24 protein-coding genes are annotated in these 24,315 nt (G+C 61.3%); 9 read left to right on the forward strand and 15 right to left on the reverse strand.

The window, feature by feature from the left end:
• Window positions 1-8 precede the first annotated feature (8 nt).
• Window positions 9-1,004 carry an ornithine cyclodeaminase family protein gene (locus VFI82_02065; GenBank protein HET7183440.1) on the reverse strand — a complete coding sequence of 332 codons (996 nt, stop codon included), beginning with the start codon at window positions 1,002-1,004 and terminating at the stop codon, window positions 9-11.
• Window positions 1,001-1,726: a dipeptidase PepE gene (pepE, locus tag VFI82_02070; protein HET7183441.1), complete on the reverse strand. Its 726-nt coding sequence runs from the start codon at window positions 1,724-1,726 to the stop codon at window positions 1,001-1,003. The genes VFI82_02065 and pepE overlap by 4 nt, the downstream gene beginning before the upstream one ends.
• Before the next feature lie 102 nt (window positions 1,727-1,828).
• Between pepE and VFI82_02075 the strand changes: the two genes are divergently transcribed.
• Both VFI82_02075 and polA read left to right on the forward strand, forming a co-directional pair.
• Entirely contained in the window at window positions 1,829-2,410 is a 582-nt protein-coding gene (locus VFI82_02075) for a cysteine dioxygenase family protein (GenBank protein ID HET7183442.1), read from the forward strand.
• Between the two features lie 141 nt (window positions 2,411-2,551).
• Window positions 2,552-5,401 (forward strand): DNA polymerase I, encoded by a 2,850-nt coding sequence (gene polA, locus VFI82_02080; protein ID HET7183443.1) that lies wholly within the window; start codon window positions 2,552-2,554, stop codon window positions 5,399-5,401.
• Between the two features lie 12 nt (window positions 5,402-5,413).
• On the opposite strand, the gene VFI82_02085 is transcribed toward polA, so the two are convergent.
• From VFI82_02085 to VFI82_02100, 4 genes are all read right to left on the reverse strand, one after another.
• Window positions 5,414-6,667 carry a tetratricopeptide repeat protein gene (locus VFI82_02085; GenBank protein ID HET7183444.1) on the reverse strand — a complete coding sequence of 418 codons (1,254 nt, stop codon included), beginning with the start codon at window positions 6,665-6,667 and terminating at the stop codon, window positions 5,414-5,416.
• A 109-nt stretch (window positions 6,668-6,776) separates the two neighbouring features.
• Window positions 6,777-7,502, reverse strand: a complete 726-nt coding sequence (locus VFI82_02090) for a Sir2 family NAD-dependent protein deacetylase (protein ID HET7183445.1) — start codon at window positions 7,500-7,502, stop codon at window positions 6,777-6,779.
• 24 nt (window positions 7,503-7,526) lie between these two features.
• The gene (gene glmM, locus VFI82_02095) at window positions 7,527-8,900 is read right to left on the reverse strand and encodes a phosphoglucosamine mutase (protein ID HET7183446.1); all 1,374 of its coding nucleotides are present in this window, start codon (window positions 8,898-8,900) and stop codon (window positions 7,527-7,529) included.
• A gap of 160 nt (window positions 8,901-9,060) precedes the next feature.
• Window positions 9,061-10,494 (reverse strand): C45 family peptidase, encoded by a 1,434-nt coding sequence (locus VFI82_02100; GenBank protein ID HET7183447.1) that lies wholly within the window; start codon window positions 10,492-10,494, stop codon window positions 9,061-9,063.
• A gap of 149 nt (window positions 10,495-10,643) precedes the next feature.
• Between VFI82_02100 and VFI82_02105 the strand changes: the two genes are divergently transcribed.
• Entirely contained in the window at window positions 10,644-11,378 is a 735-nt protein-coding gene (locus tag VFI82_02105) for a haloacid dehalogenase type II (protein HET7183448.1), read from the forward strand.
• Window positions 11,379-11,409: 31 nt separating this feature from the next.
• Complete coding sequence (locus tag VFI82_02110) at window positions 11,410-11,802, forward strand: carboxymuconolactone decarboxylase family protein (protein ID HET7183449.1); 393 nt, start codon at window positions 11,410-11,412, stop codon at window positions 11,800-11,802.
• A 35-nt stretch (window positions 11,803-11,837) separates the two neighbouring features.
• Here the strand turns inward: VFI82_02110 and VFI82_02115 are convergent, their stop codons facing one another.
• The 3 genes from VFI82_02115 to VFI82_02125 form a co-directional block, all read right to left on the reverse strand.
• A complete protein-coding gene (locus VFI82_02115) occupies window positions 11,838-12,974 on the reverse strand; it encodes a hypothetical protein (GenBank protein ID HET7183450.1) in 1,137 nt (378 codons plus the stop codon).
• A 151-nt stretch (window positions 12,975-13,125) separates the two neighbouring features.
• Window positions 13,126-15,204, reverse strand: coding sequence for an HD domain-containing phosphohydrolase (locus VFI82_02120; protein ID HET7183451.1), 2,079 nt, complete (start codon window positions 15,202-15,204; stop codon window positions 13,126-13,128).
• A gap of 227 nt (window positions 15,205-15,431) precedes the next feature.
• Entirely contained in the window at window positions 15,432-16,112 is a 681-nt protein-coding gene (locus tag VFI82_02125; protein HET7183452.1) for a hypothetical protein, read from the reverse strand.
• A 263-nt stretch (window positions 16,113-16,375) separates the two neighbouring features.
• Here VFI82_02125 and VFI82_02130 point away from each other — a divergent pair, with 263 nt between their 5' ends.
• Entirely contained in the window at window positions 16,376-16,975 is a 600-nt protein-coding gene (locus VFI82_02130; GenBank protein ID HET7183453.1) for an outer membrane beta-barrel protein, read from the forward strand.
• A 69-nt stretch (window positions 16,976-17,044) separates the two neighbouring features.
• Here the strand turns inward: VFI82_02130 and msrA are convergent, their stop codons facing one another.
• Complete coding sequence (msrA, locus tag VFI82_02135; protein HET7183454.1) at window positions 17,045-17,587, reverse strand: peptide-methionine (S)-S-oxide reductase MsrA; 543 nt, start codon at window positions 17,585-17,587, stop codon at window positions 17,045-17,047.
• 136 nt (window positions 17,588-17,723) lie between these two features.
• On the opposite strand from msrA, the gene VFI82_02140 reads away from it, so the two are divergent.
• Window positions 17,724-18,518, forward strand: a complete 795-nt coding sequence (locus VFI82_02140) for a DUF4097 family beta strand repeat-containing protein (protein ID HET7183455.1) — start codon at window positions 17,724-17,726, stop codon at window positions 18,516-18,518.
• 31 nt (window positions 18,519-18,549) lie between these two features.
• Here VFI82_02140 and VFI82_02145 read toward each other — a convergent pair whose 3' ends face one another.
• From VFI82_02145 to VFI82_02160, 4 genes are all read right to left on the reverse strand, one after another.
• On the reverse strand, window positions 18,550-19,185 hold the full coding sequence (locus VFI82_02145) for a hypothetical protein (protein HET7183456.1): 636 nt from the start codon (window positions 19,183-19,185) through the stop codon (window positions 18,550-18,552).
• Window positions 19,186-19,327: 142 nt separating this feature from the next.
• A complete protein-coding gene (locus tag VFI82_02150) occupies window positions 19,328-19,522 on the reverse strand; it encodes a hypothetical protein (protein ID HET7183457.1) in 195 nt (64 codons plus the stop codon).
• A 549-nt stretch (window positions 19,523-20,071) separates the two neighbouring features.
• A complete protein-coding gene (locus VFI82_02155; GenBank protein ID HET7183458.1) occupies window positions 20,072-20,452 on the reverse strand; it encodes a PilZ domain-containing protein in 381 nt (126 codons plus the stop codon).
• 186 nt (window positions 20,453-20,638) lie between these two features.
• Window positions 20,639-21,139 carry a hypothetical protein gene (locus VFI82_02160; GenBank protein ID HET7183459.1) on the reverse strand — a complete coding sequence of 167 codons (501 nt, stop codon included), beginning with the start codon at window positions 21,137-21,139 and terminating at the stop codon, window positions 20,639-20,641.
• Window positions 21,140-21,530: 391 nt separating this feature from the next.
• Between VFI82_02160 and VFI82_02165 the strand changes: the two genes are divergently transcribed.
• From VFI82_02165 to VFI82_02175, 3 genes are all read left to right on the forward strand, one after another.
• Entirely contained in the window at window positions 21,531-21,752 is a 222-nt protein-coding gene (locus VFI82_02165) for a hypothetical protein (GenBank protein HET7183460.1), read from the forward strand.
• Entirely contained in the window at window positions 21,727-21,984 is a 258-nt protein-coding gene (locus VFI82_02170; GenBank protein ID HET7183461.1) for a hypothetical protein, read from the forward strand. Before VFI82_02165 ends, VFI82_02170 begins: the two co-directional genes overlap by 26 nt.
• Before the next feature lie 327 nt (window positions 21,985-22,311).
• Entirely contained in the window at window positions 22,312-23,379 is a 1,068-nt protein-coding gene (locus VFI82_02175) for a M23 family metallopeptidase (GenBank protein ID HET7183462.1), read from the forward strand.
• Window positions 23,380-23,400: 21 nt separating this feature from the next.
• On the opposite strand, the gene VFI82_02180 is transcribed toward VFI82_02175, so the two are convergent.
• Window positions 23,401-24,315 (reverse strand): hypothetical protein (locus tag VFI82_02180; GenBank protein ID HET7183463.1); only part of this gene is annotated, 915 nt, incomplete at its 5' end.

Below are 24,315 nucleotides of genomic sequence, written 5' to 3' on the forward strand. Positions count from 1 at the left end.
CACCCCGGTCAGGCAGCAAGTTCCACTCTGTGTCCCGCGCCCGCGGAGAGCGCTCGTTCGTAGACCATTACAGCCGCCGCAACGTCTTCCAGCGCCACGCCGGTGCTGTCGAAGATCGTGATCTCGTCATCACCGGTGCGGCCGGGCTTTTTGCCGGCGACGACCTCGGCGAGTTCCGCATCCTCCGGGTTCTCTCGCGCCTTCAGACCACGCTCGATAGCATGATGCAGCTCGCCCATGGAAGCGCACTGCTGGGCATCGTCCAGCACCAGGCGCGCACTCGCCAGCAATTCTGGCTCGATCTCCTGCTTGTACGGATTGTCGGCGCCGACCGCGGCGATGAAGGTCCCGGTTTTGACCATGTCGCGTCGCACGAAGAACACCTCGCTCGGCGTGCAGGTGACGCACACATCGCTGTCACGCACGGCTTCGCCCACATCCGCCGCCGGCGTTACCTCCATTTCCAGCGCGGACGACATTTCTCGCGCAAACGACTCGGCCGCGCGCCCGTCCCGGTCGAACGCATAGGCTCGCTGGATGGGCAGGACGCGCGTGACCGCCTGCAGTTGCACGCGGCCCTGGTTGCCGCAGCCGCAGATCGTTACCACGGTTGAGTTCGCGCGCGCCATTCGCTTGGCCGCCACCCCGGTTGCCGCTCCCGTGCGTAGGATCGTGATCTCAATCGAATCCATCACCGCCAGCGGCGATCCATTATCAGCGTCGCACAACATGATCACCCCCTGGATCGTGGGCAGACCGAAGCGCTCCGGGTTGGCGGGAAAATTTCCATTCAGCTTGGCGGCAAAGTAGGCATGGGTCGGGTCCATGGATGTCTTGATGTGGAAGCCGCCGCCCGGAAAGTGCGTGGAGAGGGTGCCCGATGACGGCGCCCGGCCTTCGCCTCGCAGCCGAAACGCCTCCTCGACAGCAACGATGCAATCATCGAGCGAGAGCAGTTGCGCCACTTCGCGGCGCCGCAACAGGAGCGTCCCCGGCGACTTCACAGCGCCGCTCCCGATGCCTTGAATGGGTCCACCACGCTTCCTGGCGCGATTTCAAACGGACTCTCGCCGCGGCGAAAAACTTTCCCTCCGGTCGTTCCCTTCAGCACGACAAGGCCCTTTTCCACGCGCAGCATGGACCCTTCGCGAATTCCTACGACGGGCATCTCATTCTCCTCGTGGAATTCGCGCAGGCGGACCTCGCGCGTTTCGCCCATATGGGTGGAGTTCGGGTCGGCGTCGAAGTAGTGGCAATTGAGTTGGAACGCGATCAACCCGAGGGACGTCAGGCTTGGCGGCTCCACAATCGGCATGTCGTTGGTGGTCCTGATAGTGGGGCAAGCGACCACCGACCCGGCGCTGGAGCCGATGTACGGCATGCCGCCTTCAACACGGGCGCGGATTACCTCGAGCAGCCGGTGTTCGTAGAGCGTTTTGAGCAGGCGAAAGGTATTGCCACCGCCGATAAACGCGGCCTCCGCCTTCTCCGCGGCTTTGCGCGGGTCGGGAGCGCGATGGATCGACTCCAGCGCGCAGCCGATCCGCTCGAAGCGCGCCTGCGCCGTCTCCGCGTAGCCATCACGGTCGAGCAGCGCGTAGGGCACGAACAGTACGCGCTTCGTTCCGCCGAGAAAACTGCGCAGCTCCGCTTCGGCGTGGTCCAGGTATCCATGCCCGTGCTGGACAGAATTGCTGATCAGCAGCAACCGTTTCGTAGGCGTCATGGCTTGCTCCTGTCGCGTCTGGTGTTCCGGCAACCCCTGATACTTTACGACCTTCGGGACCGATATGGCAGAATAGGGACGAACTGGGGGAGAGGACGCCCGATGAGCACGCAACCGGCGGTGACCACCTGTACCATCCAGCACTTCATCCGCGAACTGCGCAAGTTCCCCGAATCCGCGTTCCTGGAGCCGGCACAGTTGCAGCGCTTTCTCAATGCGCATCCGGTGGCGCCCGACACGCTCGCGCCCTACCTGCACTGGGACCGCCAGCATTACACGCGCAACCTGATCGACAAAACGGCGCTGTTTGAGCTGGTGGCAATCTGCTGGGAGGTGGGACAGGGCAGTTCCATTCACAACCACCATCAGCAGAACTGCTGGATGGCGGTGCCGATCGGGCGCCTGCTGGTACAGAACTACCGCACCATCGCAGAAGACCTCACGGCCGGCAGATGCCGGATCGAGCCCACCGACATCGAGGAGATGAACCCCACGCAATGTTGCGCGGTCGATCCGGCCGAACCGGTGCACAAGGTGTACAACCCGCCCGAGTTCAATCACCGCGCGGTCAGCCTGCACATTTATTCGAAACCGTTCGATTCCTGCGTTGTCTATTCGGAAGCGCAAGGCACCTGCGGCGAAATCAAGCTGAGCTACACCACCGAGTACGGAAAAAAACGCTAGCCGGCAAGGAAATCAGCCGCAGATGGACGCAGAGGAACGCGGATCTTGATTCTTCCTCTAAAAACCTCTGCCGCGTTTTTTGAACGCTCCACCCCGACCGCGGATTTCCGGCCTCCGGCAATCTCTTGGTAAACTGAACTGTTGCCCGCACGCAGGAAATCCACGAAGAATGCAGAGCAGACCACGATTGCCGTGGCCGAGCCCGTGTCCGCGCCGGAGAAGACCCGGGTCGCAGACACGCGCCACACCGTCGCGAAGCCACGCATTTTCCTGATTGATGCCATGTCGTTCATCTTCCGCGCCTATCACGCCATGGCGCGGCAGCGGCCGATGTCGACCCGAACCGGCATTCCTACCAGCGCCACCTATGTCTTCACCAACATGCTGCTCAAGCTGGTGAAGGACTTTGCGCCCGAGTATCGCGCCGCTGTCTTCGACGTGGCCGCGCCCACCTTCCGCGACCAGCAGGCGGCGCAGATGTCCGCCGTCGGAAAGTTCGACCTCAAGACACAGAGCTTCCAGACCATCGAGTATGCCGGATACAAAGCGCAGCGAGTGGAGATGCCGGCGGACCTGGCACAGCAGATTCCCTACATCCGACGCCTGCTGGAGGCGTATCGCATTCCCATCCTCGAGATGCCGGGCTACGAAGCCGACGACGTGATCGGCACTCTTGCCCGCCAGGCAGCGGAGCAGGCGCACCGCGTTTACGTAGTTTCCAGCGATAAGGACATGCTGCAGCTGGTCAACGAAAAGATCTGCGTTCTGAATCCACCCAAGGATAACCTGCTGTGCGATGCCGCCAAGGTGGAAGAAATACTGGGGGTGCCGCCGGAGCGCGTGGTCGACGTCATGGCGCTGCGCGGAGACACGATCGACAATATTCCCGGCGCTCCCGGCATCGGCGACAAAGGTTCGGTGGACATCATCCGGCGCTTCGGGTCGGTGGAGAACGCGCTGGAACACGCCGCCGAAGTCGAAAAAAAGAGCTATCGCGAATCGCTGCAGAATTACCGCGAGCAGATTCTCTGGTCCAAGCGGCTGGTCACCATCGATGCCAACGTGCCGGTCACGCTCGAACTGGAGCCGATGCGCGCCGTCGATCCGGACGCCGCCGCCTGTCGCGAGCTGTTCACGGAACTGGAATTCAACGCGCTGTTGAAGGAATTTCTGCCCTCGGGCGTCGAGCTTGGCGAAACCGACTACCGCGAAGCGGAATCCGCCGCCGATGTGGAGCGGGTCCTGAAAGCGCTGAGCGAAGACGCGCCGCTGGCGCTCGCCGTGGAGGTGGAGGCGGGTCGGGCGAACACGCCCGCCGCCGAGCCGGAGGAAGTCGAAGAGGACGAAACGGCGCCGTTGCCGCTCACCGCCGCCGTTCCGGAAGCGCGCAAGGCGGACAAGCTTGCCATCTCCGCGGCGCCGGGCCAGGCGCTGTCGATCACGCTCGATGACGGGGCGGCGTCGGCGCGGCTGAAGAAGGCGCTCGCCGATCCCAAAACTCCCAAGGCAATTCACGATTACAAGGCCGCCTTGCACGCGCTCTCGGGCTGGCCCGATCAATTGCACCACGCGGTCCGGCTCTCGGCAGTCGAGCACGACCCGATGCTGTACTCCTACCTTCTCGATCCGACGTACTCCAACCACGAACTGGCGCAGGTGGCGTTGCGGCACTTCAACCTGAAGCTGAGCGGGTCGGTGGCGGAAGCGGCCGACATCACCGGCCGCTTGGCGTCTTCCCTGGTCGAAAAAGTGGAGCAGGCGGGGCTGAAGAAACTCTACGCGGAGATCGATCTCCCCCTCGTGCCGGTGCTGGCGCGCATGGAAGATGCCGGAGTCAAGATCGATTGCGATGTGCTCGCCGAGATGTCCCAGCGCCTGGACCGCGACTGCCAGTCGGTGGCGCGCAAGATCCACGCGCTTGCCGGCCAGGAGTTCAACATCAATTCTCCCCGCCAGCTTGGGGACGTGCTGTTCAACAAACTGAACCTGCCGAAACCGGTGAAGTACGGAAAGGGCAAGACCATCTCCACCGCGGTAGACGTGCTGCAGGACCTGGCGGCGGAGCACGAGGTTCCGCGGCTGGTGCTGGAATACCGCCAGCTTTCCAAGCTGAAGTCCACTTACGTTGACGCGCTCCCGGCACTGCTCAACCACTGCACGCGCCGCCTGCATACCACGTTCGATCCCACCAACACCGCGACCGGGCGGCTGTCGTCCAGGAATCCAAACTTGCAGAACATTCCCATCCGGACTGAGTTGGGGCGCGAGATACGAGCCGCCTTCATCGCCGAGCCGGGATGCGTGCTGCTGGCCGCCGACTACTCGCAGATCGAGTTGCGGCTGCTGGCGCATTTCTCCGAAGACGCGCTGCTGGTCGAGGCCTTCCGCCGCGGCGACGACATCCATACCCTGACCGCATCGCAGGTATTCGGCGTGCCGCCACTGATGGTCAATTCCGAGCATCGCCGCCGCGCCAAGGTGGTGAACTTCGGCATCGTATACGGGCTTTCCGCCTTCGGGCTGTCGCAGACGCTGGGCATCGAGCCGAAAGAAGCCAAGGCTTACATCGAGGCGTACTTTGAGAAGTACGCCGCCGTGCGGCGCTGGCTCGACCGCACCGTCGAACAGGCGCGGCGCGAGCAGAAGGTGAGCACGCTGTTTGGGCGCGTGCGGCCGATTCCCGATATCTTGAGCAAGAACTCCAACTTGCGCGGATTCGCTGAGCGGACCGCCATGAACACGCCGCTGCAGGGCACCGCCGCCGACCTGATCAAGATCGCAATGATCCGCATCGACCGCGAACTGCGGCAGCGCCAGCTGCGATCGCGCATGCTGCTGCAGGTGCACGACGAACTGGTCTTCGAGGCGCCGCAAGAGGAGACAGAAATCCTGCGTGCCCTGGTCCGCGAGCAGATGGAGCAGGTACAACCGCTCAAGGTTCCGCTGCTGGTGGAAATCGGTGTCGGCAAGAACTGGCGCGACCTGGAATAAAGCGCGCCCTGCCTATTTTGCGTTTGGCGCCGCCGGTTGGGGCGTTGCCGAAGCGATCCTCTGCTCCACGTCCTTCAGCATTGCGCGGGCCCCCTCCGCGTCCGTTCCCGAGCTTTCATATGCCAGGAACGAGCGCAGCTGTTCCGCGGCACCCGCATAATCGTTGCGCCGGATCAGGATATTCGCCAACAGGTAATCGATCCGCGGCAGGCGGTGTTGTGAGTCAAGCCGGCGAGCCGCCCGGGCGTTCTTTTCGGCGACGTCGAGCTTGTTCAGGTTATAGTTCGCGACCGCGTTATAAAAATAGGCAATGGGAAACTGATAAGCGTTGAGCGCCAGCGCGCGTTCGCTGAAGTTGGCCGTCGCGTTCCAATCCTGCTCTCGCGCCGAGAGGATCGTCATCCCGAAGTACGGCAGAAGGTAGCGGCTGTCAGCGTCCATGGCGCGCTGGTACAGCTTTTTCGCTTCCTCGTTCTGCCCCTTTTCGACGTCAAGGTCCGCCAGGTGCGCAAGCGCCTCAGCGTACGTGGGGTAAACCTCGATTGCCTTGTTGAACTCAGAAGCTGCTTCGTCCTTTTTGCCTTTCTTCAGCAGGCTCTGCCCATGCTCGAAGGCTTTTTTCGCCTCTTTCGGCGCCTTGAACGAGGTGGCGCTCACCGGCGAACCGTCGACCTTCGCAATCCGGTGCAGCACGATGATGCCGACATCGGGGTTGTCGAATAACTGCCGGCCGGCGAGAGGAATGTTGTCGGAAAAGAAGCCGGGTGCGGAAGCGCGCAGCTCGCAACTCATCAACTCCTGCTGCGTGACCCCTTGCGGTGAAGTGCCCAGCGCGCCCAGTTGCGAGGATCCCGATCCCCCGAGTCCCGCCATATTCCGCGCCGGATCATAGGAGCTGCTCACGCTCGCATCCTGAAAGACTTGCAGACCGCCGCCTAGCTGGAATCCGAATTGGCCGTGCGAGTCCACGTAGGCTTCGCGACGGGCCTGCCCGCTGCAGACTCGTTCGATAGAGACGCGCTCGGAAGGCACGGTGCCGTCATCCACCATCACGCGCCCGGTCAGAAATACTGGGCGCCGCTCCTGTTGTATCGGCGGAATTGTGGCCGGCCGGGTGACGGTGGTGGTCCCCGTGGTGGACTTCGTGGCGCTTCCGCCACCGCTGCCCCCGCCTGATTGTCCGCCCGATTGAGCCCATGCAGACGGCACGACCATCAGCAACAGGGTCGCTGGAAGAATCTTGAGGGGGAATTTGCCAGCCGGCATACTGCACCTCGGGGCGGGATCATTGAGGCAGGTGAAAGCGACTCAGAGGCTGAACGCTCGCGCCCACCCCACTGTCTGTAGACAAAGGTAGGTCCGGCCGGAGCACAAGTCAAACACTTACTGTCCGCAGCTGGGGACCAAAAAACAGCTGGGGAAGCAACCCACCGGCAGGCCCTTGGAAACACTCATCGAACATCGAGCGATTGGCGGGTTCCTCCGGTCCCACGTAGTACGTCCGCGCTCCCGCCGCGGCACGCGCCTGGGCGGCAAAGGCGGCTGCCGGGTAGACCACACCCGAAGTTCCCACTGCGATGAATACGGTGCAGCGCCGCAATTGGAGCTCAATTAGATCCATCTGGTAGGGCGTCTCGCCGAACCAGCAGATATGCGGCCGGATCCGGCCTCCGCAGCGGCAGCGCGGTACCTCATCCTCGTAGACATTTGCATCATCGAAGGCAGGGCGCGGGCAGCTGTCGCAGCGGCTTTGAAACAACTGCCCATGCATGTGATGCACGCGGCGCGATCCCGCCTGCTCGTGCAGCTTGTCCACATTTTGCGTGCACAGGAAGAGACGTTCTCCGAGTGCGTCTTCCAGCCTCGCCAGCGTGAAGTGGGCAGGGTTCGGCTCCTTGCCGGCGTGCACCTGGCGGCGCATGGAATAAAACTGCCAGACCATGAGGGGATCGCGCGCCCACGCCGCCGGAGAGGCTACGTCTTCGACGCGAGTTCCCCGCCACAGGCCGCCCGCGCCGCGAAACGTAGGCAGGCCGCTCTCCGCGCTGACCCCCGCGCCGGTGAGGACAAACAAGCGATCCTGGGACCCGATCTCGATCAAGGCGATCGTTTCAACTTTCCGATTTCAAATTCCCAAGGTTCTCTCGATGGCGCTCGCGATCTGATCGGTGATGCGCCGCATGGTGTCTTCCGATTCGGCTTCCACCATGACCCGCGCCAGCGCCTCGGTTCCGGAGTATCGCACCACGACCCGCCCGCTTCCCTGCAACTCCTTTTCCGCGGCGTCGATGACGCCGGCGACGGCGGGAAAATCGGCGAACGGCTTCTTTTCCTTCACCCGCACGTTCTTGATCGTCTGCGGATAGACCTTCAGGTCCGCGACCAATTCATGAAGCGGCTGGCCGCTCCTGGCCATGACCTCCATGACGCGCAGCGAGGTCAGCAGGCCGTCGCCGGTGGTAGCGTCAATGTCGCGAAAGATGATGTGACCCGATTGCTCCCCGCCCAGGGTAGCGCCTGTTTTCTTCATCTCCTCGAGTACGTACTTGTCGCCGACTGGTGCACGAAGCATGCGGATGCCGCTGCGCGCCAGCGCGACCTCTAAACCCATGTTCGACATCGTAGTGGCCACCACCGTGTCCCCGCGCAGGCGGCCGCGCTGCTTCATGTCGCGGGCCGCCAGCAACAGAACGGCGTCTCCATTTACCACCCGCCCCTGGCGATCGGAAAACAGGGCGCGGTCGGCATCGCCGTCGAAGGTAATGCCCAGGTCGAATTCCCCACCACGCCCGGCGACATGTTCCGCCACGTACTTGGGATGCATCGCGCCGCAGTTCTCGTTGATGTTGCGCCCGGTCGGCGAATCGCAGCTGAATTCGGCGTGAAGGCCGCAGGCTCGAAACACTTCGTGAGCGACCGGTGAGGCCGCGCCATTGGCACAATCCACCAGCGCGCGCAGTCCGCGCAGCGAAGTGCCCTCGATCTTGCTCGCGAGCCAGGCAACATAATCCCGCAAGAGCCTGGGGTCGCCTTCTACCGGCCCCGACTTCTCGCTCACCTGTGCGGCGGCCAGGGGGGGCGCGCTCTGCCCGTGCAGAAGCGCGAAAATGTCGCCCTCCAGTTTTTCCTCGAGCTCGTCGGAAAGCTTGTAGCCGTCGTGGCCGAAAATCTTGATGCCGTTGTCCATCCAGGGATTGTGGGAGGCGGAAATAACCACGCCCGCGGCAAACCCCCCGCGAGCCAGGAAGGCCACCGCGGGGGTGGTGATGACGCCCGCGCTCTGCGCGGTCACGCCCGCCGAATCCAGACCACGGGTGAGCGATTCCGCAATCCACCAGCTCGATTCGCGGGTGTCCTGCCCGATCACGACCTGCAATTTCGCGTGCTGCGCTTTCAACTGCTGCCCCAGCGCCGCGCCTACCGCGAATACGGTCGCCGCATCCAGGGGAGGATCGCCCGCCACACCGCGAATTCCGTCCGTGCCGAAAAGCATCCGCATCGGCCAGGGCTTCCCTTCATCACGAAAAAGTTCTGATACCGGATTCTACCGTACCGCGTGCGGGAAAAAGCCCGCTCGACAATGCGGCGGGCTGCGACATCACAATCCTGAACTCACAACCAGAAAAATTGCCCAATTGAGAAAACTAGCCTAAGCGCCGCTATTTTTTCTCGCCGCTCTTGAACTCGGTCCAGGGCCCCGCGACCATGTCAGTCAGCACCGCTTTCTGCCAGGCATATTCCGGGTGCTGCTTCAAAAATTCGGCCGCCTTGAAATCGGCGCCGCAGGCGTGCCCGGCGCGCGCCACGAACGTCATGTCCTTTGCCATGCCGGCGTCGGCCACCTTGGCCTGCACCGTGCCCCCGGGATGATACGGCCCCCAGTCCCAGTCCTTGACGCCGCGCGGCGATGTCTCTACATGGCCGCACAGCGTGCGCTCGTTGGCCTCTTCTTTCTTCTGGAACGAATCGTAATGGTCGCTCTCGAACTTCTCCGCGGCCGCGGCGTCGATCTTTCCCTTGTGCTGCGTCATCAGCTGGTCCCATCGTGCGTGCCGCGCGTTCATCGAACTGGAGGCGTCGTTGACATCGAAATCGGTTTCGTCCCTGATCAGCTCCGGATCGCTGGGAAAATTGGAGCCCGCGAAATATCCGTCCTTGGTCCGCCATAACCGGGTGTGCTTCAGACCCTGTTCGAAGCGCGCTACCTCGCCGGTGTTGAAATCGGCAAGCAGCCAGTCGTTGGCATAGCCGCCATTATTGCCGTCGTTCATGATGGTCACGTACTCGTCGATGGATTTCGCGTACTGGGTCGCTTTGCGCGCGCGCACGAACTCCGGCTTGCCGTTGGGATCGAAGCCGTGGAAGCGCGCGATCGTGGTCTCGGTCACCGCCAGGCCCGCGGAATTGATGGTGAAATCGTCGTCGCTGACGATCACGCCGGGAAATCCGTCCATCAGCATGCGATAACCCTTCGCCGGCACGATGTCGAAAATTATCCGCCAGCGCGCCCCCGGTATAACGCTGGTCCAGTTGTTGTGCGCGATCACCGGCCGATGGTCCTTGGTCCAGCTTCCGGTAGCGACAAAGGCGCTGCAATTTCCCGGCGCGTGGAGCGAAGGCGCACTGGCCCGTTTTTCCTTTGCGTCCAGCCAGGGCACGTAATAATCGGGCACTTCCTCGAAGGCATTGAGCGCGACCACGTCATAGACGTCCATGGCCACGCCGCGTGCCTTCAGGCCCTCGGCGATGCCCTGCAACTCCTGCTGATACTCGGCATCGATGTGCGGCCACAGCACCTCGCGCGCGGTGGCGCGAAAAAATTCCCAGTCACGATTCGTGTTGTGCGTGTCCTGCAAACGGACCGCCCGGAAAGCGTCGTCGATCTCCGGCGCCAGCAAATATCCGTGCTGGTAGCCAATCTCGGATGGCGTTCCTTCCAGGTGCACGTACGTCCACCCGCCGCGCGGGAACCGCCACGCCTTCTGCAAGCGCGCGTCGCGCGGGCTGGAGGGCTGTGCCTGCAACGTCGGATGCGGCCACGCCAGCAGGGCCAGCGAGATGGTTGTCATCATCAACAAAGCGACCAACCACATAAAGCGGGAATTCCCCAGGGAGCGCATCGCGGTAGTGTATGGGCGAAACCGGCGTGGCGCAACGGAAGCGTGGCTGGTTTGATAAGCTCTCTGCGCGACGTTGGCGGGAGCCGCCCTCGCCCAATCATCAATCGCAATCCGCAATGAAAATGGCTTCGCAACTTGATTCTGTGAAGGCCCTGGCCTTCGACGTCTTCGGAACCGTCGTAGACTGGCGCGGGTCCATCATTCGCGAGGGTGAAAGCTGGAGCCGGGCGCGCGGCCTGAAAATTGAGTGGGCCCAGTTCGCCGATCGCTGGCGCGCCGCCTATCGCCCCGCCATGGACAAGGTGCGCCAGGGAAAGCTGCCGTGGACCAAGCTCGACGACCTGCACCGGCGCGTTTTCGATGAGTTGCTGGTCGAGTTCAAGCTGGGCGCGCTGACGGAAGCGGAGAAGGACCAGTGGAATCGCGTCTGGCATCGCCTGGTGCCGTGGCCGGACTCGGTCGCCGGGCTCGCGCGGCTGAAAACAAAGTTCATCATCGCTACCCTCTCCAATGGCAACGTCTCGTTGTTGGTTGAGATGGCGAAGCACTCCGGGCTTCCGTGGGACGCGGTGCTGTCCGCCGAACTCTTCCGCCACTACAAGCCGGATCCGGAGACCTACCTCGGCGCCGCCGAGCTGCTCGGCTGCCGGCCCGGGGAGGTCGCAATGGTTGCCGCTCACGCCGACGACCTCCGCGCCGCCCGCGCCTGCGGGCTCAAGACCGCCTTCGTCCACCGCCCGCTGGAATTCGGCGCTGCCCTGCCGCCCGCCCCGGTCGAGGGTGAGAACTTCGATGTCGTGGCCGGAGATTTTTTAGAGCTTGCCGAAAAGCTTGGCGCCCGACGCGGTGAAACTTGAAACGTGAAACCTGAAACCTCAGACTGTCACCATGCCTGAACTTCGCGAACCCGCTTACCTGCATTCCGAAGAAGACGCCGCCGCGCGCAGCCCGATCGCGCGCCAGTTCCTCGAGACACGCCGCCGGCTGAACCAGAACGTGGATGCCGCCGACAACCACCTGGTCAAACGCTTCTACAATCTCGACCACAACACCTACCTGGATGGAACCATCCCGGCGAAGTACAAAGAATTGATGGGGCTGGTGGTCTCGGCCGGGCTGCGCTGCGACGACTGCATCAATTACCACATCATCCAGTCGTACCGGCTGGGGGCCTCGCGGGCGGAGCAGGAAGAAGCGCTCAACGTCGCCTTGATTGTCGGCGGCTCCATCGTGATTCCACACCTGCGCCGGGCTTACGCGCTGCTAACAGAATTGTATTGAGGCGACGCGGGTCGGAGACCCGCGCCACACCACTCTTACTGCGGCGTCAGCAGGAACGCGTGCTGCACGCCGTTATGCATTCCCAGGCCGGTGATCTGGCCCTTGTTGTTAATGGCCCAGGCGATATTCAAGGTCCATCCGGAGCCGGCGGGGAGGAGCGTATTCAAATCGGTCACCTTGCCGTTGGCCCACGCGCACGCGACATTGTCGCCACCGCGAGTCGAGAAGGTGGACGATGTTCCCACCACCAGGCCGGCATCGTTGATGTCCGCGGCGCTGCTGATGTCCTTTCCGGGCAAGGCGCCGAGGTCGGTCATCTTGCCGTTCGCATAAAGAAAAGCGTGGAAGTTGGGCAGCCCGGTCACCTCGGACGCACCCGCAACCTGGCTGCTCGCATTGACGTGATAACCGATGCTGGTGGCGCCGCCCAGCGTGCCCAGGTCGGTCATGGTTCCGTTCCACAGAAAGGCATGCGACTGGCAGCTCATCGAAGTACATCCCGGCAGGTCCGACTGGCCGGTGACCACGCCAGCCTCGTTGATACCGTTGGCGGCGCTATTGGGCCCGCCCAGTGTCCCAAGATCCTTGAAGGCGCCGTTGCTGTAGAGAAAGGCGTGGTTCACGGCATCGCCGCTGATCGCGGATGCGCCGACGATCTGGTGGGCATTGTTGATGTCAGCCGCCCCCGACGTTCTCCCACCGAGCGTGCCCAGGTCTTTCAGCGCGCCGCCCGAGTAGAGAAACGCGCGGTTGTCGCCGTTGGGGTTGATCGAGAGTCCCACCACTTCATCGGCATCGTTGATGCCGCTCGCAGAACTGACACCTCCGCCCAGCGTGCCCAAAGCTTTCGCGGATCCACCGGAGAAGATCGCTGCCTGGAAGTCCCCAGCGCTATTGAACACTTTGCCGGCTGCCGCTCCATTGGCATTCACTGCTTGCGCGCTGCTGAACTGGAAACCGGTGGGGACGCCGAGATCCGTAACCGTGTAGCTGGTTGCGGGTGAGCTGGTTCCCGGCGCTGGCGGCGGGGGATTTGTCGGCGTGGATGGTGTCCCTGCCGTGGTCGGTGTGGTTGGGGTCGGCTGGTTGTTGGCGCTGGACGCATTTCCTCCGCAGCCAATCCACAACCCGCAAATCACCAAGCTGGCGACAACTAGGGCAATGCGTGACATTGTTGACCTCAGGGGGAACAACAGTTGGGCTTGCTTTGCGGAGTGGGATGTCAGCGGCTTTGGCGCTGGTTTGCCGCTGCTGGCGGGCTAAGTAGATTATCGCGAGTAGCAGGCCGGAGTGGCCGGGGCAAGCCCGTTCAGCAGGAGACGCCTAAACCTTCCAGCGCTCGAATACTTTCGCTTCTAGGAACACCTGGAAGAGATTGCGATCAAGGTTGCCGTCTTCCACTTCCATTCCGAGGATGTCCAGGGCTCGCTCGTGCGTCACCGCCTTCTTGTAAGGGCGGTCGCCGGCCACCAGCGCATCAAAAATGTCGGAGATGGTCATCATTCGTGTCTGTAGCGGGATTTCCGGGGCGGAAAGCCTGAACGGGTATCCTTCGCCGGTCAGCTTTTCGTGGTGACCGCGGGCGATCTCGGGAACATTGCCGATTTGCCGGGTCCAGGGAATCTGTTTCAGGAAGTCGAAGGTGTGCCTGACGTGCGATTCCATTTCTTCGCGCTCCATCTCGTCCAGGGTGCCCTTTCGAATCGAGAGCAGCCGCACCTCGTCTTCCGCCAGTAATGCCTGGTCCTCGCCATCGAAATCCAGGAAATGCCTCGCCGCGATTTCGGCCAGCTTTTCGAAATTCCCCTCCGGCAGAACGGTGGGCTCATTCGACTGCAAGATGGTGGCAAAGTATCCGTCCACTTCCTTCAACTGCTGCTCGATGATGGCGTCGAACTCGGGCAGCTTTGCCAGGTACTCATCGCGGCTTTTCGCCAGCATGTATTGCAGGCGCGACTGCAGCGATTCGACCATGATCCGGCCCTTCACAATCTGGAACCGCTGTTTCACCAGTTTTAACCGGTCTGGATAGAGCTTTTTCGCTTTCACCAGGACCTTCTCCGGCACGCTGATCTTGCCCACGTCGTGCAGCAGCGATGCGTAATGGATCTCGTTGATCTGGTCGCGCGTGAAGGTGAGGTCCTTGTACGGTCCGTCGCTGGCGCGATCCAAAACCTCCGCCAGTGCCACCGTTCCGGTTGCCACCCGTTCGGAATGACCGGAGGTGGTCGGATCGCGCAACTCGATGGCTCTCACCGCGGCCTTCGCAAATCCCTCGAACAGGTCGCGCTGTTGCTGGTAGAGCAGGCTGTTGTCCATGGCGACCGCCGCCTGGCTGGCCAGGGATGCAATCATCTCCTGCTGCCGGACGGTGTAAGCCACTACCTGCGAAACCACCGCCGAGAGCGAATTCAGCTTGGTCTCATATTTACGTTTCGCGTTGATCAGCTGCACCACGCCCACGATCTCGCCGGTCTTGGGATTGCGCATGGGCACGGCGATCATCGACTTGGTCCGGTATCCCGAGTCCTCGTCGAACCTGCGGTTGAACGAGTACGGCACCAGTTCCGGCAGGTGGTACGCGTCTTCCAGGTTAACCGTCTCGCCGGTCCTGACCACGTATCCTGCAATCGATCTATCGTTGATCTCCAGCAATGCTTCGTGGAACGGGAGATTGCCGAGCGTTTCATTCTGCGTCAGCTTGAAACGCAACATTCTTCGCGTATCTTCCCTGCGGCTGATGGCCAGCTTGGCGCCGCAATATTCTTTTGTCTCCTGCAGCGCCTGCAGTTGGGTCGCGGTGGCGTTGGGATCGCCGGCCGGAAGCGCGGGATGGTCGCGCTTAACTTCCTCCACCAGGTAGAGCGATCCCGCGTCGCTCTTGGTGATCTGGCGCGACTTGGTCAGGATCATTTCCAACAGCTTTTCCCACTGGTGCTCGGCGGAGAGTGCCGCACCTATGGCGTTCAACTCGTTGATTTCCCGGGTGGCGCGATCCAGCCGCTCGTTGGCGTCGCGGCGCGTCGCCAGCAGGTGAATATGGTCGAGCGCGTTGTCCATCATGCGCTCCACCAACGGGAACGGACTGTTCGCCGGCAGGTAGCCATAGACGGAGCCGTCGAGCCGGGGATCGTGAAAGCGGGTATTGGTCAGGGCGATGATACGGATGTTGGGCGTGCGCAACAGCGGCTGGTATTGCGCCAGCAGGCGTTCCGAGGAGACGACCACGATGGTCTCAGCCTCGCGGCCCGCGAGTTCGGAATATTTCAGCTTGGCATAGCGCTGGCAGGCGGCAATGGCGTTCTGCGCCAGGGTGTCGCCGTCGAAACAAACCACGGCGGGCATATTGCGCAGCGTGCTCGACACACCCGCCCTCTCCGGGATCGCTTTCGTGGTGCTCATCGTCCTGCAACCGCTATAGATGGCTCCGCGTCGTCACTATAGCCCAACAGCATGGGAAAAAGAACGGCCGGAACCTTGTCAACGGGTAACTTCCTTTGCCCCTGCCCGCTTGTTTCCCGGTGTCGTCGTCGACGCTTGAGGCGATGGCACAGCGCCGGGAGCGCCCCTCACAAATATAGGGCCCCGGCACTGAGCCGAGGCCTTTCTTCTTTCTGCGATTCACATCCTTATTGCAGCGATAACGGCTGGTCAAGCTTGAAGGTCAGCACCGTTTCCGCCGGGACCTTGACTTCTTTACCTCGCGTTGCGACCTGGGCGGCTGCGCCCGCGCCACCCCCGACTACGGCGCCAATGACCGCGCCTTTCGCGCCCCCGGCCACCGCGCCAATCACGGTGCCGAGCAGCGCGCCGCCCCCGGTCATTTCAGCCGTGCGCTTGTTGGCCCCGATTCCGCGATCTCCCGACTGCTTGGTGGTATTGGAAATCACGTTGTAGGTGCGGCCGTTCACGTTCACCGACTGCAACGCCAGCGCGACCTGGTTATTGCCCACTCCCATGTTGCCGGCGCTCACGTTTTGCACCGTCAATTGCGCGGGCGCGCCCCGCGGGATCAGCACCTGCCCATTTTGGCCGATCACGTCCTGCGCGATTTCCGCCGAGTACGTCCGGCCGGCGCTCTGCGCATCAGCGGTAATGCTCTCGTTGGTGCGGATCTGCAGCTGCCTTCCCGCTGGTATCACGTAAGTTCCGTAGCCGCTATTGGGATACTGCGAATTCTGCTGCTGCGGATACCGGTCGTCGGGATACTGGTTGTTGGGATATTGCGAATCCTGCGATGGGTATTGCTGGGCCACTGCCATGCCCACCAGCAGCGCACCTGTCGCAACCATGATTACTAAAGACTTCATGCCTCATACCTCCGTTGGGGATACACACGACTATCTCCGCTATTAGAACCCGGCAGCGGGACGAGGGTGGTCTGGGCAACCGGTTTACAAGAAACTACTTGGCTCTTTTGTCGGCGGCGGTGTCGCAACATGGATGAAGAAAGCCTGGAAGAAGAAGAAAACGTCCTGTTCGCCGCGTTGCCATCCCAGTACTTTTCGGAACTTTTTCACGGAACCCGGTTTTGATCTCTGGGGGCGTGATCCACATTGGTGAAGGAGCGACAGTGAAGAAGACCTTCTTGGTGTTGACGTTTTGCCTGTTCTGCCTGGCTGCGGGCGCTGCCTACGCGCAACAGGTCGATGCCGCATTCGGCGTACGAACGCTGATGGGAACATCGGCCTCCAGCGCAACCGGGAATTATTTCCCGCAATACATCGGTGGGGGTGGATATCCCACCTTCAGCGGTGACTTCCTCTTCCGCCACAACTTTGGCATCGGCGGTGAAGTGTCATGGCGGGGAAAACAGGATTTGTACCAGGGATTCCAGCCCTTCCGGCCGCTGTTCTATGACTTCAACGGTATCTGGGCGCCCAAGCTTTCGCGCGCCGTTTCGCCGGAACTGATGGCGGGAATCGGCGCCGAAAGCCTGCGCTTCTACAACGGCACGCTCTCTTGCAGTGCCTTCAGCGGGTGCACCAATTACACCAGCAACAGCCACTTCATGGGACACATTGGCGGCGGCTTGCGCCTTTATCTTCACGGCAATGTGTTTGTACGTCCGGAAGCGCATCTCTACCTGATCCGTAACAACGTGGAATTTGCCGGGCCACGTGCCAACAGCTTTGGGGTGTCGCTCGGGTACAGCTTCCGGCCGTCCGATTAGAGTCAGCAAATCAGCCGCGGATTATCACGGATCGGGTCCGTGGTTCTCTGTATAAATCCGTGGCTGCTTTTATTGCGTGGCGGTCTTCTTCCCAAACTTTTCTTCAAACTTCTTCAGCTTGGGCGCAATAATGTATTGACAATACGGAGCGGAAGAATTTGACGCGTAGTATTCCTGGTGGTAATCCTCCGCCTCGTAAAATTCCTTGGCCGGCTCGACCGCCGTAACGATCGGACCCGGAAAAGCCTTGGACGCATTCAGTTCGGCAATCGTCTGTTCGGCTTCGCTCCGCTGCTCATCTGACGTGTAGAAGATCACCGACCGGTACTGGGTGCCAACGTCATTGCCCTGCCGGTTCAGCGTGGTGGGATCGTGGATGGTGAAGAAGATGTCCAGGAGCTCGCGAAAGCTGACTTGTCCCGGATCGAAGCTGACGCGAACCACTTCGGCGTGACCGGTGGCGCCGCTGCACACTTGTTGGTATGTGGGATTGGCGCGCCGTCCACCCATGTAGCCGGATTCGACCGACTTAACCCCCGTCACGCGATCCAACACCGCTTCCAGGCACCAGAAGCACCCGCCACCAAGGACCACTATCTGTGTTTCAGGCATAGGTCTTAGATGCGCAGCCAGGCGGTGGGTTCCGCAACTCTCTACCCGTCGCCGCGTCTCATTTCATCCCTGGAACCTTTGTCCCCGTGCTTACGTATTTCCTCCCAACGCGTCTGATGTAGGGAAAGGGTGTGCCATGAACTCCAACCGCCATTCCCGGCTCCTTCTGCTCCTCGTGATCATGCTCGGCCTGTGCTCGCTGAGTCTCGCCCAGGCACAGGGCGATCACTTTCACTGGTCCGGAAAACTTGCTCCCAACCAGGTGGTACAGATCAAGGACATCAACGGCTCCATCGATGCCCAGGGCAGCAACGGCGATACCATTGACATCTCCGCCGAGAAGAGTGGTCCTGACCGCGACCAGGTTCGCGTCGAACTCGTCCAGACCGGCGACGGCATCACCGTCTGCGCCGTGTATCCCGGCAGCAGCTGCAGCGGCGACTCCAACTCTCATTCCCACGGCGATATTCACGCCCGGGTCGACTTCAGAGTCACTCTCCCCCGCAACCTCCGCTTCCGCGGCTACAACGTCAACGGCAACGTTAACGCCCAGAACATGGGACGCCCGGTGAAGGCGAGCACAGTCAACGGATCGGTTGACGTCAGCAGCTCTTCGTATGTCGAGGCGGTGTCCGTCAACGGCGCCATCAGGGTATCAATGGGCAGCTCCGACTGGGAGGGCAGGCTCAAGATTTCTTCCGTGAACGGCTCGGTCACGCTCTACATGCCCGAGGACCTCAATGCCGAGGTCCACTTCAGCTCCGTGAACGGCAACTTGAGCACCGACTTCCCGCTCACCGTGCAGGGAAACATCGGGTTCAGCCACGGTCCCAAAAACATGACGGGAACCATCGGCAGCGGCGGGCGGGAACTCGACGTCTCCACCGTCAACGGCAGCCTGTCCATCAACAAGGGCCGCGCCGCGATGTGAAAACCGGGCGTTCGCAGGCAGGAGCTAGCGACTATCCTCTTTCAAACGCGTGCTTCTTCTCCAGTTCCTCGCGCGCCACTCGTGCCTGCTCTTCGATCTCGCCCCCGCGCCCCATCAGCTCCGCCGCCGCGACCGCGTACTCACCCGATACCCTCAACTCCGGCAGCGCGCCCGCCATCGCCAGCAAGTGCTCCGGCGTCGTGTCCAGGTACTGCGCGTCCGTTGCTTCTCCGATCAGCACTCGCGGTGCGCCCAGCTTCGTGCTCCAATAGATTTTCCGCAGCAGCAGCGCCGCCCGCTCCTCATCCGTCACATCGCCAAACGCCCACTGCTGACGCTTGAAATCGTAGCTGCGGCTGCCGAACGGAACCGGCACCCGCTTCGGCGTCTTCTGGAATTCGATCTCCTTGCGGTCCACCGCTTTCCGCACCGTGTTGATGGCGGGCGTTTCCACGTCTTTGGCCTCCAGCGACGGCAGCACCTCGCGAACCGTCACTGTCAATTGCAGCGCCACCAGCGCATGCAGTCCTCCGCTGTTTTCCAGCGTTACCGTGCCGTGCAGCACATAAAAATCTGCCCCCGACTGCGACCGGTGAAATGGCCAGTCCAGCTCGATCCGCAGCGGCAGCCCCGCTTTCGTGATATATACCTTCTGCTCGTTTTCCATGCGCGCATTGTAAAGGACGCAACTGACTCCTGGTCCCTGACTCCCGGCCCCCTGGCCCCAGCCCGCAGCCCCTAGCCATGCCTGTCCCTGGAAATGTCCTGAGAAATGGAACTGTCCTGATAATTAGAAATGTCCTGAGTACCTACTTCTCGTCTCGCGAGATGAGATAAGGACGAGGATGGCGCTCAAGCTCCAGCGCGTCATCGGCTAGTTCCAGGTACCGCCTGAGCACGCGCAACTCGGATTCGTCTCCGGTGAAGTCTCGTCGGAGCTGCTCCTCTGCCGGGCTCAGCCGGTAAGGATGAAAATGCTCGAAACTGCGAAGTGTCCGCCCCACGCTGCAGTGCGATGCTACCCCACATTAACGAGTTGTCATCGTTGCTGACCCAGGTTGTCACCTTTGATGACAGCGATAGGGACGGCCTGCTGTGACTCACAAATTCCGGGTACCTGCTCGTGCTCAGCTGCTCTGAATCCAGCAGCGATAAACAATATTCCAGCAGCGGCAAAACATTCCAATCCGTGCGCTCAACCCCCTGTCATCTTGAGCGAGGGCGCAGGCCCGGGTCGAAGGACCCTCCACCGCCCGCAGCCGCGCAACCGCCGACAGGCATTCCAATCCGTGAACTCAGCCCTGTCATCCTCATCCTCTATGCTTTTCTTGAAATGCTTTTCGACCCCTCCGTGCCCACTGTGGTTAAAGGTCCGAACATGACCGCCCCGGAACCTCAGCCCGAGCGTAGCGAGACCGGCACAATTTCAGCCCACGGCGTGAGCCGTGGGTAGTTCCGCGAGGACCTCAGCCCGAGCTTTTGAATCACTCCATCACCAAATTCAAAAAGCCCGGCTTGCGCCGGGCTCTCCACCCTCAATAATTCTGATCGCCTTACGCCACATCCGACCCTAACGCTCTCAGCACCTGGCGAATGCGGCTCACCCGCTCCTCATCGATTTTCGTTTCAGTCACAAATTCCATTCCGTAGGTATATCCACGCCGGTTGCGGATGATGGTGCGCGCGATCAGCGGCTCGCCGTGGTACGGCGGCGTAAAGCTGATCTCCACTTCTTCCCCGATCCCTAGCTCTGATCCCGCAAACACCGCAATGCCGCCCTCGTTCAGGTCGGTTCCGCGACCGTCGATGTACACCGTCTTGTTGGGTTTCTTGACGATCACGGTCACCGGCACACGAATCTGCAATCGTGGCCAGCGCCGCAGTTCGCGGAATTTCGCAGGCGCACTCGCTACCCCCACTTCGGGATGAGCCATGATCTTCTCCCCGGAGTACTATAGCGAAAGTTACTGCTCCCTGAACCCATCGGCAAGTTACCGAGGTGCGGGAACTCAGGAGTAACGGGCTTGACGAATCGCAGAATGGTTGTTCAATTCCACAATTCCGCGGTTCGGCAATTCTGCTTCCATTCCGCAATTACCAAATTACTTACCCTACTGCCCTCATCCTCCCAGCGCCTTGGTCAGCGTCGCTGCCCGTTCTCCGGCGTCCCGGATGCGCAGCGCCGACATTCTTACCGACGCCTCCAGCTCTTTGTTCATCAGGATCAGGTCCGCGTGCCCGATCACCACTTCCAGCATGTTGCGGAATTCGTGGATGAACTGTTCGATCAGGTCATCGCGTGCCGACTCCACTGCCCGGTCCGACAAATTCACCGCTTCCCGCCGATGGCCGTTGGTAGTCAGCAGCCGGTAGGTATTGAAGGTCGCCGCCAGCTCCGCCTCCTCCAGCGTCGTTTTCGACTCCGGCACCCGCGCGATGAATCCGCCGCACAGCATGGTTGCCGCCGTGTCTCCGGTCATCTGTTTCGGCAGCGACATCCGCACCTCGACTGGCGCGAACACTTCCATCGGCACCGGCCCGCGAAACAGCATCCCGTTGCAGCTCACGTCCTTGGTTACTCCTCGATACCACTGGAATGCCCCCGCGTAGCGATAGCGCATTGGCAACTCCATCGGAAATCGCATTAAGCGCGCCGGCTGATCGGGCCCGCCCTCTTTCGTCAACTCTGCCATGTGCTCTCCTCTTCGGTGCGCGGCGCAGGCACCGTCTTCGCGAAGCTGCTGTGTCCCTGGTCTCCAGTTCCGGCACACACTTCCCGCCATGGCTGCACCTGGCAACTCGGGACTTCTGAACTGCTCCTGCTAGGATGAGCCTAAGTACCAGTTCGCGCGTGTTACGGAAGGACGTGCCCCCGCGGGTGACGGTGCCCCATCCAACGCAGGGTCTCTCCCCGCCCGCTGCTCACCCTTTTTCCGAGTACCACCACCCTTCCCCGCTGCCCCGCATCTGGTTATCAAGCGCCGCTTCACACTGAACACGGGAGACTCACCAATGCAAGACATCCTGGCCGGAGTCCTGATCGGCATCGCTGCCGGCGCCGTCGTGTTCGCGATCTTTTGTGTACGGGTAAAGCGCAGTTCCCGGATGCTGAACCATCGCGACCCGCACGCCCCATCCAGCGCAGCCTTCGTCGCCGCGGATTTCCCGGCACCTCAACGAGTCCCCTGGGAAGAAAGGGCGGAATTTTATGGTCACCAAACGTTTACGTATTGAGCCTGCACGCGCACCGGTCATCAACGACTATCGGATTCGTGACAACCACGTCGAAGTTCGTACCCTCGATGGCGCCGGGCACGCTTTCGATCCCGCTCTGAGTACCTGGAAAACTCTTAACGAAAACGATGTCCAGCTCCACTTTGCGCTCGGTACCGTGGTTGCCAAGTGGCTGCAGATTTATCTGCCCGAGGAATCCAGCGCACCTGCTCCGGGCTGCCTCTTCGAATAATTTCCCGCTGTAGCCGGGCATTTGCCGCTTGGGCTCGGGGTCGCGGGAGTGCCGTTGTTTGCCGGTACAACACGATTCAAAGAAGCCGAACAACACTCGATGCCATGACTTTAAAGTGGAGCGAGGGCAGAAGTTGGAAGTGCAGTCAGTAGTTGGAGCGCGCACGCCCTCGTGCGCGGGAGCGAGGCCGCCATCGGACGGTATTTCTTCGCTTCATCCCGTAGCTCTGTCGCACGCGGTTCTTCGTTCTGAGGATTTCTCTCCGGTCCACAAAAACTCGCTAACCGAGCGTCCCACAGCTCGTCTAAGACGTCTGGGGTGGGCTGTATGAGTCGAGTTGCGCTGGTTCTGCTAATACTTGCGAGCCTAGTCGCCGTCCAACCTTCATCGGCCAGCCAGCCCGACTTCCATCTGCAGGTTGTGCCGGGAATTGTCTACAAAGTAGACGATCCGGGAAATACCAGGACATCATCATTCGTGTTCGATATTGCCGTGATTTGTTCCACCGATTGCGCGCTCACCCCGATCTCCGCCAGCGTGGAGCTCTCAAATGGCCGATCTACCGTCGAGCGGCAGGAGTGGACGACCGAACTGCTGGCGAAGATCAAAAGAGTGAACTATCGACTTCTGCCGGATACTCCGGTCGGGTCCCCTCGGCGCATGTTTACGCTGCCCGAAGCATTTGACCTTCACTTTTACTTCCGCTGCCCCCAAGCGCTGGCGATTGACTCCGCAAATGTCCGGGTAAAAGTCGCCGACGCGAAGGGTCGCCGGGTAGAACAGATGTTGATGATCCCAATTCAGTACTACCAACAAAAGACATCGCTCATCGTTCCGTTTCGTGGTCGGGGCGTTGTTGGGCAGGACTGGGGCACCAACGGCGGCCATGGCGGCGGCATTGGCACTGACTTCGCCATCGACGTGCGCGGCTTGGACCAGAACTATGCGGAACAGAAAAACGATGCCGACGAAAACGCTTCGGCTTCGGGTTGGGGTCGCGAGATACTCGCCCCCGCGGCTGGAATCGTGACTTATGCTCGCAATGATGTACCCGACAACCCGCGCCCGGGAGACCCCGACACCAATTCGCTCGCGGCACTGCATGACCCGGTTATGGCGTATATGGGAAATTGCGTCATCATCGACCACGGCAAATCCGAATACAGCGTATTGATGCACTTGCAACCAGGCTCAGTCACGGTCAAGGCAGGCGAACGGGTCGCCGTCGGCCAAGTGGTTGGAAAGCTGGGAAACTCGGGAGACTCATTCGGGCCGCACTTGCATTATCAACTTCAGTCGGGCCCACTGCCTTTTCACGATCCGTCGCTGCCCTTCAGATTTCAAAACATCGATGTTCCGCACCTTTCCCGAGGTACATACTTCGAAGCAAAGTAGATTGCTCAGAGCTCCTGGCCTCTATTTGCTCGGGGTCAGGATGCATAAGCCGGCCTGTCCATTGTGAGTACCGCCCGCGAGGATCTGCCCCCGGTTATTGATGTCGACGGCGATCGCCAACACCCAGCCGGAATTCGCCGGCAGCAAGGTATTCAGATCCTGGAGCTGGCCGTTCTGGTAGATGTACGCGACCGAGTCCTTCACCGGCTGCGCGTTGATGAACGACGACCCCACCACGACGCCGGCGTTGTTAATCGCCCACGCGTTACTCGAATCGCGCCCCGCAATCGTCCCCAGGTCTGTCGGCGTGCCGCTCGACCAAAGAAAGGCGTGCCACATGGAGCCCTGCGCAAAATTTCCGACGATCTGATTCGAGTTGTTGATGCGCAATCCGAGCGAGTTACCCGTGGCGATGCCAAGGTCCTGGATCGTTCCGTTCGTCCACATCACGGCATGGCTCGTCGACGTGCCCACGGTCGCAGTTCCTACCACTACACCGCTGTCGTTGATGCCTCGGGCTTCGGCGCCATTCGTTGGGCTGTAGCTTCCCGTCAATGGCGGCAAGACCTGCATCTTCCCGCCGGTAACGACAAAGGCCACGTGGCCATCCGGTGTGTCACCCCCTCCGACAACCTGCCCGGCGTTATTCAGGCCCCACCCCTCCGCAGCCGTCCCACCCGGCGGCAGCCCAAGGTCGTTCATCTTGCCGTTCGAGTAGAGGATGGGGTGATTGTTTCCGTCGCTGGCCTGCGAGAAGCCGCCCACCTGGCCCGAGTTGTTGATCTGCATTCCCCAACTCGTACCATTCGCAGTCAGCGCGCCCAAGTCCGTCACCTGCCCATTCGACCAGATCCATGCGTGCGGTCCGGTGCCGGTCACCTGGCCGCTGTCATTCATGCTCGTCGCGCTACCCGGATTCCCGATGTCTTGCACGGT

It is taken from the genome of Terriglobales bacterium, assembly GCA_035691485.1.
In the GTDB taxonomy this organism is placed as follows: Bacteria; Acidobacteriota; Terriglobia; order Terriglobales; family Acidobacteriaceae; genus JAIQGF01.

Bases quoted from the DNA above. Each gene is read 5' to 3' on its own strand.
- pepE (HET7183441.1), bottom strand. From the start codon at position 1,726: ATGACGCCTACGAAACGGTTGCTGCTGATCAGCAATTCTGTCCAGCAC.
- VFI82_02075 (HET7183442.1), top strand. From the start codon at position 1,829: ATGAGCACGCAACCGGCGGTGACCACCTGTACCATCCAGCACTTCATC.
- VFI82_02085 (HET7183444.1), bottom strand. From the start codon at position 6,667: ATGCCGGCTGGCAAATTCCCCCTCAAGATTCTTCCAGCGACCCTGTTG.
- glmM (HET7183446.1), bottom strand. From the start codon at position 8,900: ATGCGGATGCTTTTCGGCACGGACGGAATTCGCGGTGTGGCGGGCGAT.
- VFI82_02100 (HET7183447.1), bottom strand. From the start codon at position 10,494: ATGTGGTTGGTCGCTTTGTTGATGATGACAACCATCTCGCTGGCCCTG.
- VFI82_02105 (HET7183448.1), top strand. From the start codon at position 10,644: ATGGCTTCGCAACTTGATTCTGTGAAGGCCCTGGCCTTCGACGTCTTC.
- VFI82_02110 (HET7183449.1), top strand. From the start codon at position 11,410: ATGCCTGAACTTCGCGAACCCGCTTACCTGCATTCCGAAGAAGACGCC.
- VFI82_02115 (HET7183450.1), bottom strand. From the start codon at position 12,974: ATGTCACGCATTGCCCTAGTTGTCGCCAGCTTGGTGATTTGCGGGTTG.
- VFI82_02120 (HET7183451.1), bottom strand. From the start codon at position 15,204: ATGAGCACCACGAAAGCGATCCCGGAGAGGGCGGGTGTGTCGAGCACG.
- VFI82_02125 (HET7183452.1), bottom strand. From the start codon at position 16,112: ATGAAGTCTTTAGTAATCATGGTTGCGACAGGTGCGCTGCTGGTGGGC.
- msrA (HET7183454.1), bottom strand. From the start codon at position 17,587: ATGCCTGAAACACAGATAGTGGTCCTTGGTGGCGGGTGCTTCTGGTGC.
- VFI82_02140 (HET7183455.1), top strand. From the start codon at position 17,724: ATGAACTCCAACCGCCATTCCCGGCTCCTTCTGCTCCTCGTGATCATG.
- VFI82_02145 (HET7183456.1), bottom strand. From the start codon at position 19,185: ATGGAAAACGAGCAGAAGGTATATATCACGAAAGCGGGGCTGCCGCTG.
- VFI82_02155 (HET7183458.1), bottom strand. From the start codon at position 20,452: ATGGCTCATCCCGAAGTGGGGGTAGCGAGTGCGCCTGCGAAATTCCGC.
- VFI82_02160 (HET7183459.1), bottom strand. From the start codon at position 21,139: ATGCGCTATCGCTACGCGGGGGCATTCCAGTGGTATCGAGGAGTAACC.
- VFI82_02165 (HET7183460.1), top strand. From the start codon at position 21,531: ATGCAAGACATCCTGGCCGGAGTCCTGATCGGCATCGCTGCCGGCGCC.
- VFI82_02170 (HET7183461.1), top strand. From the start codon at position 21,727: ATGGTCACCAAACGTTTACGTATTGAGCCTGCACGCGCACCGGTCATC.
- VFI82_02175 (HET7183462.1), top strand. From the start codon at position 22,312: ATGAGTCGAGTTGCGCTGGTTCTGCTAATACTTGCGAGCCTAGTCGCC.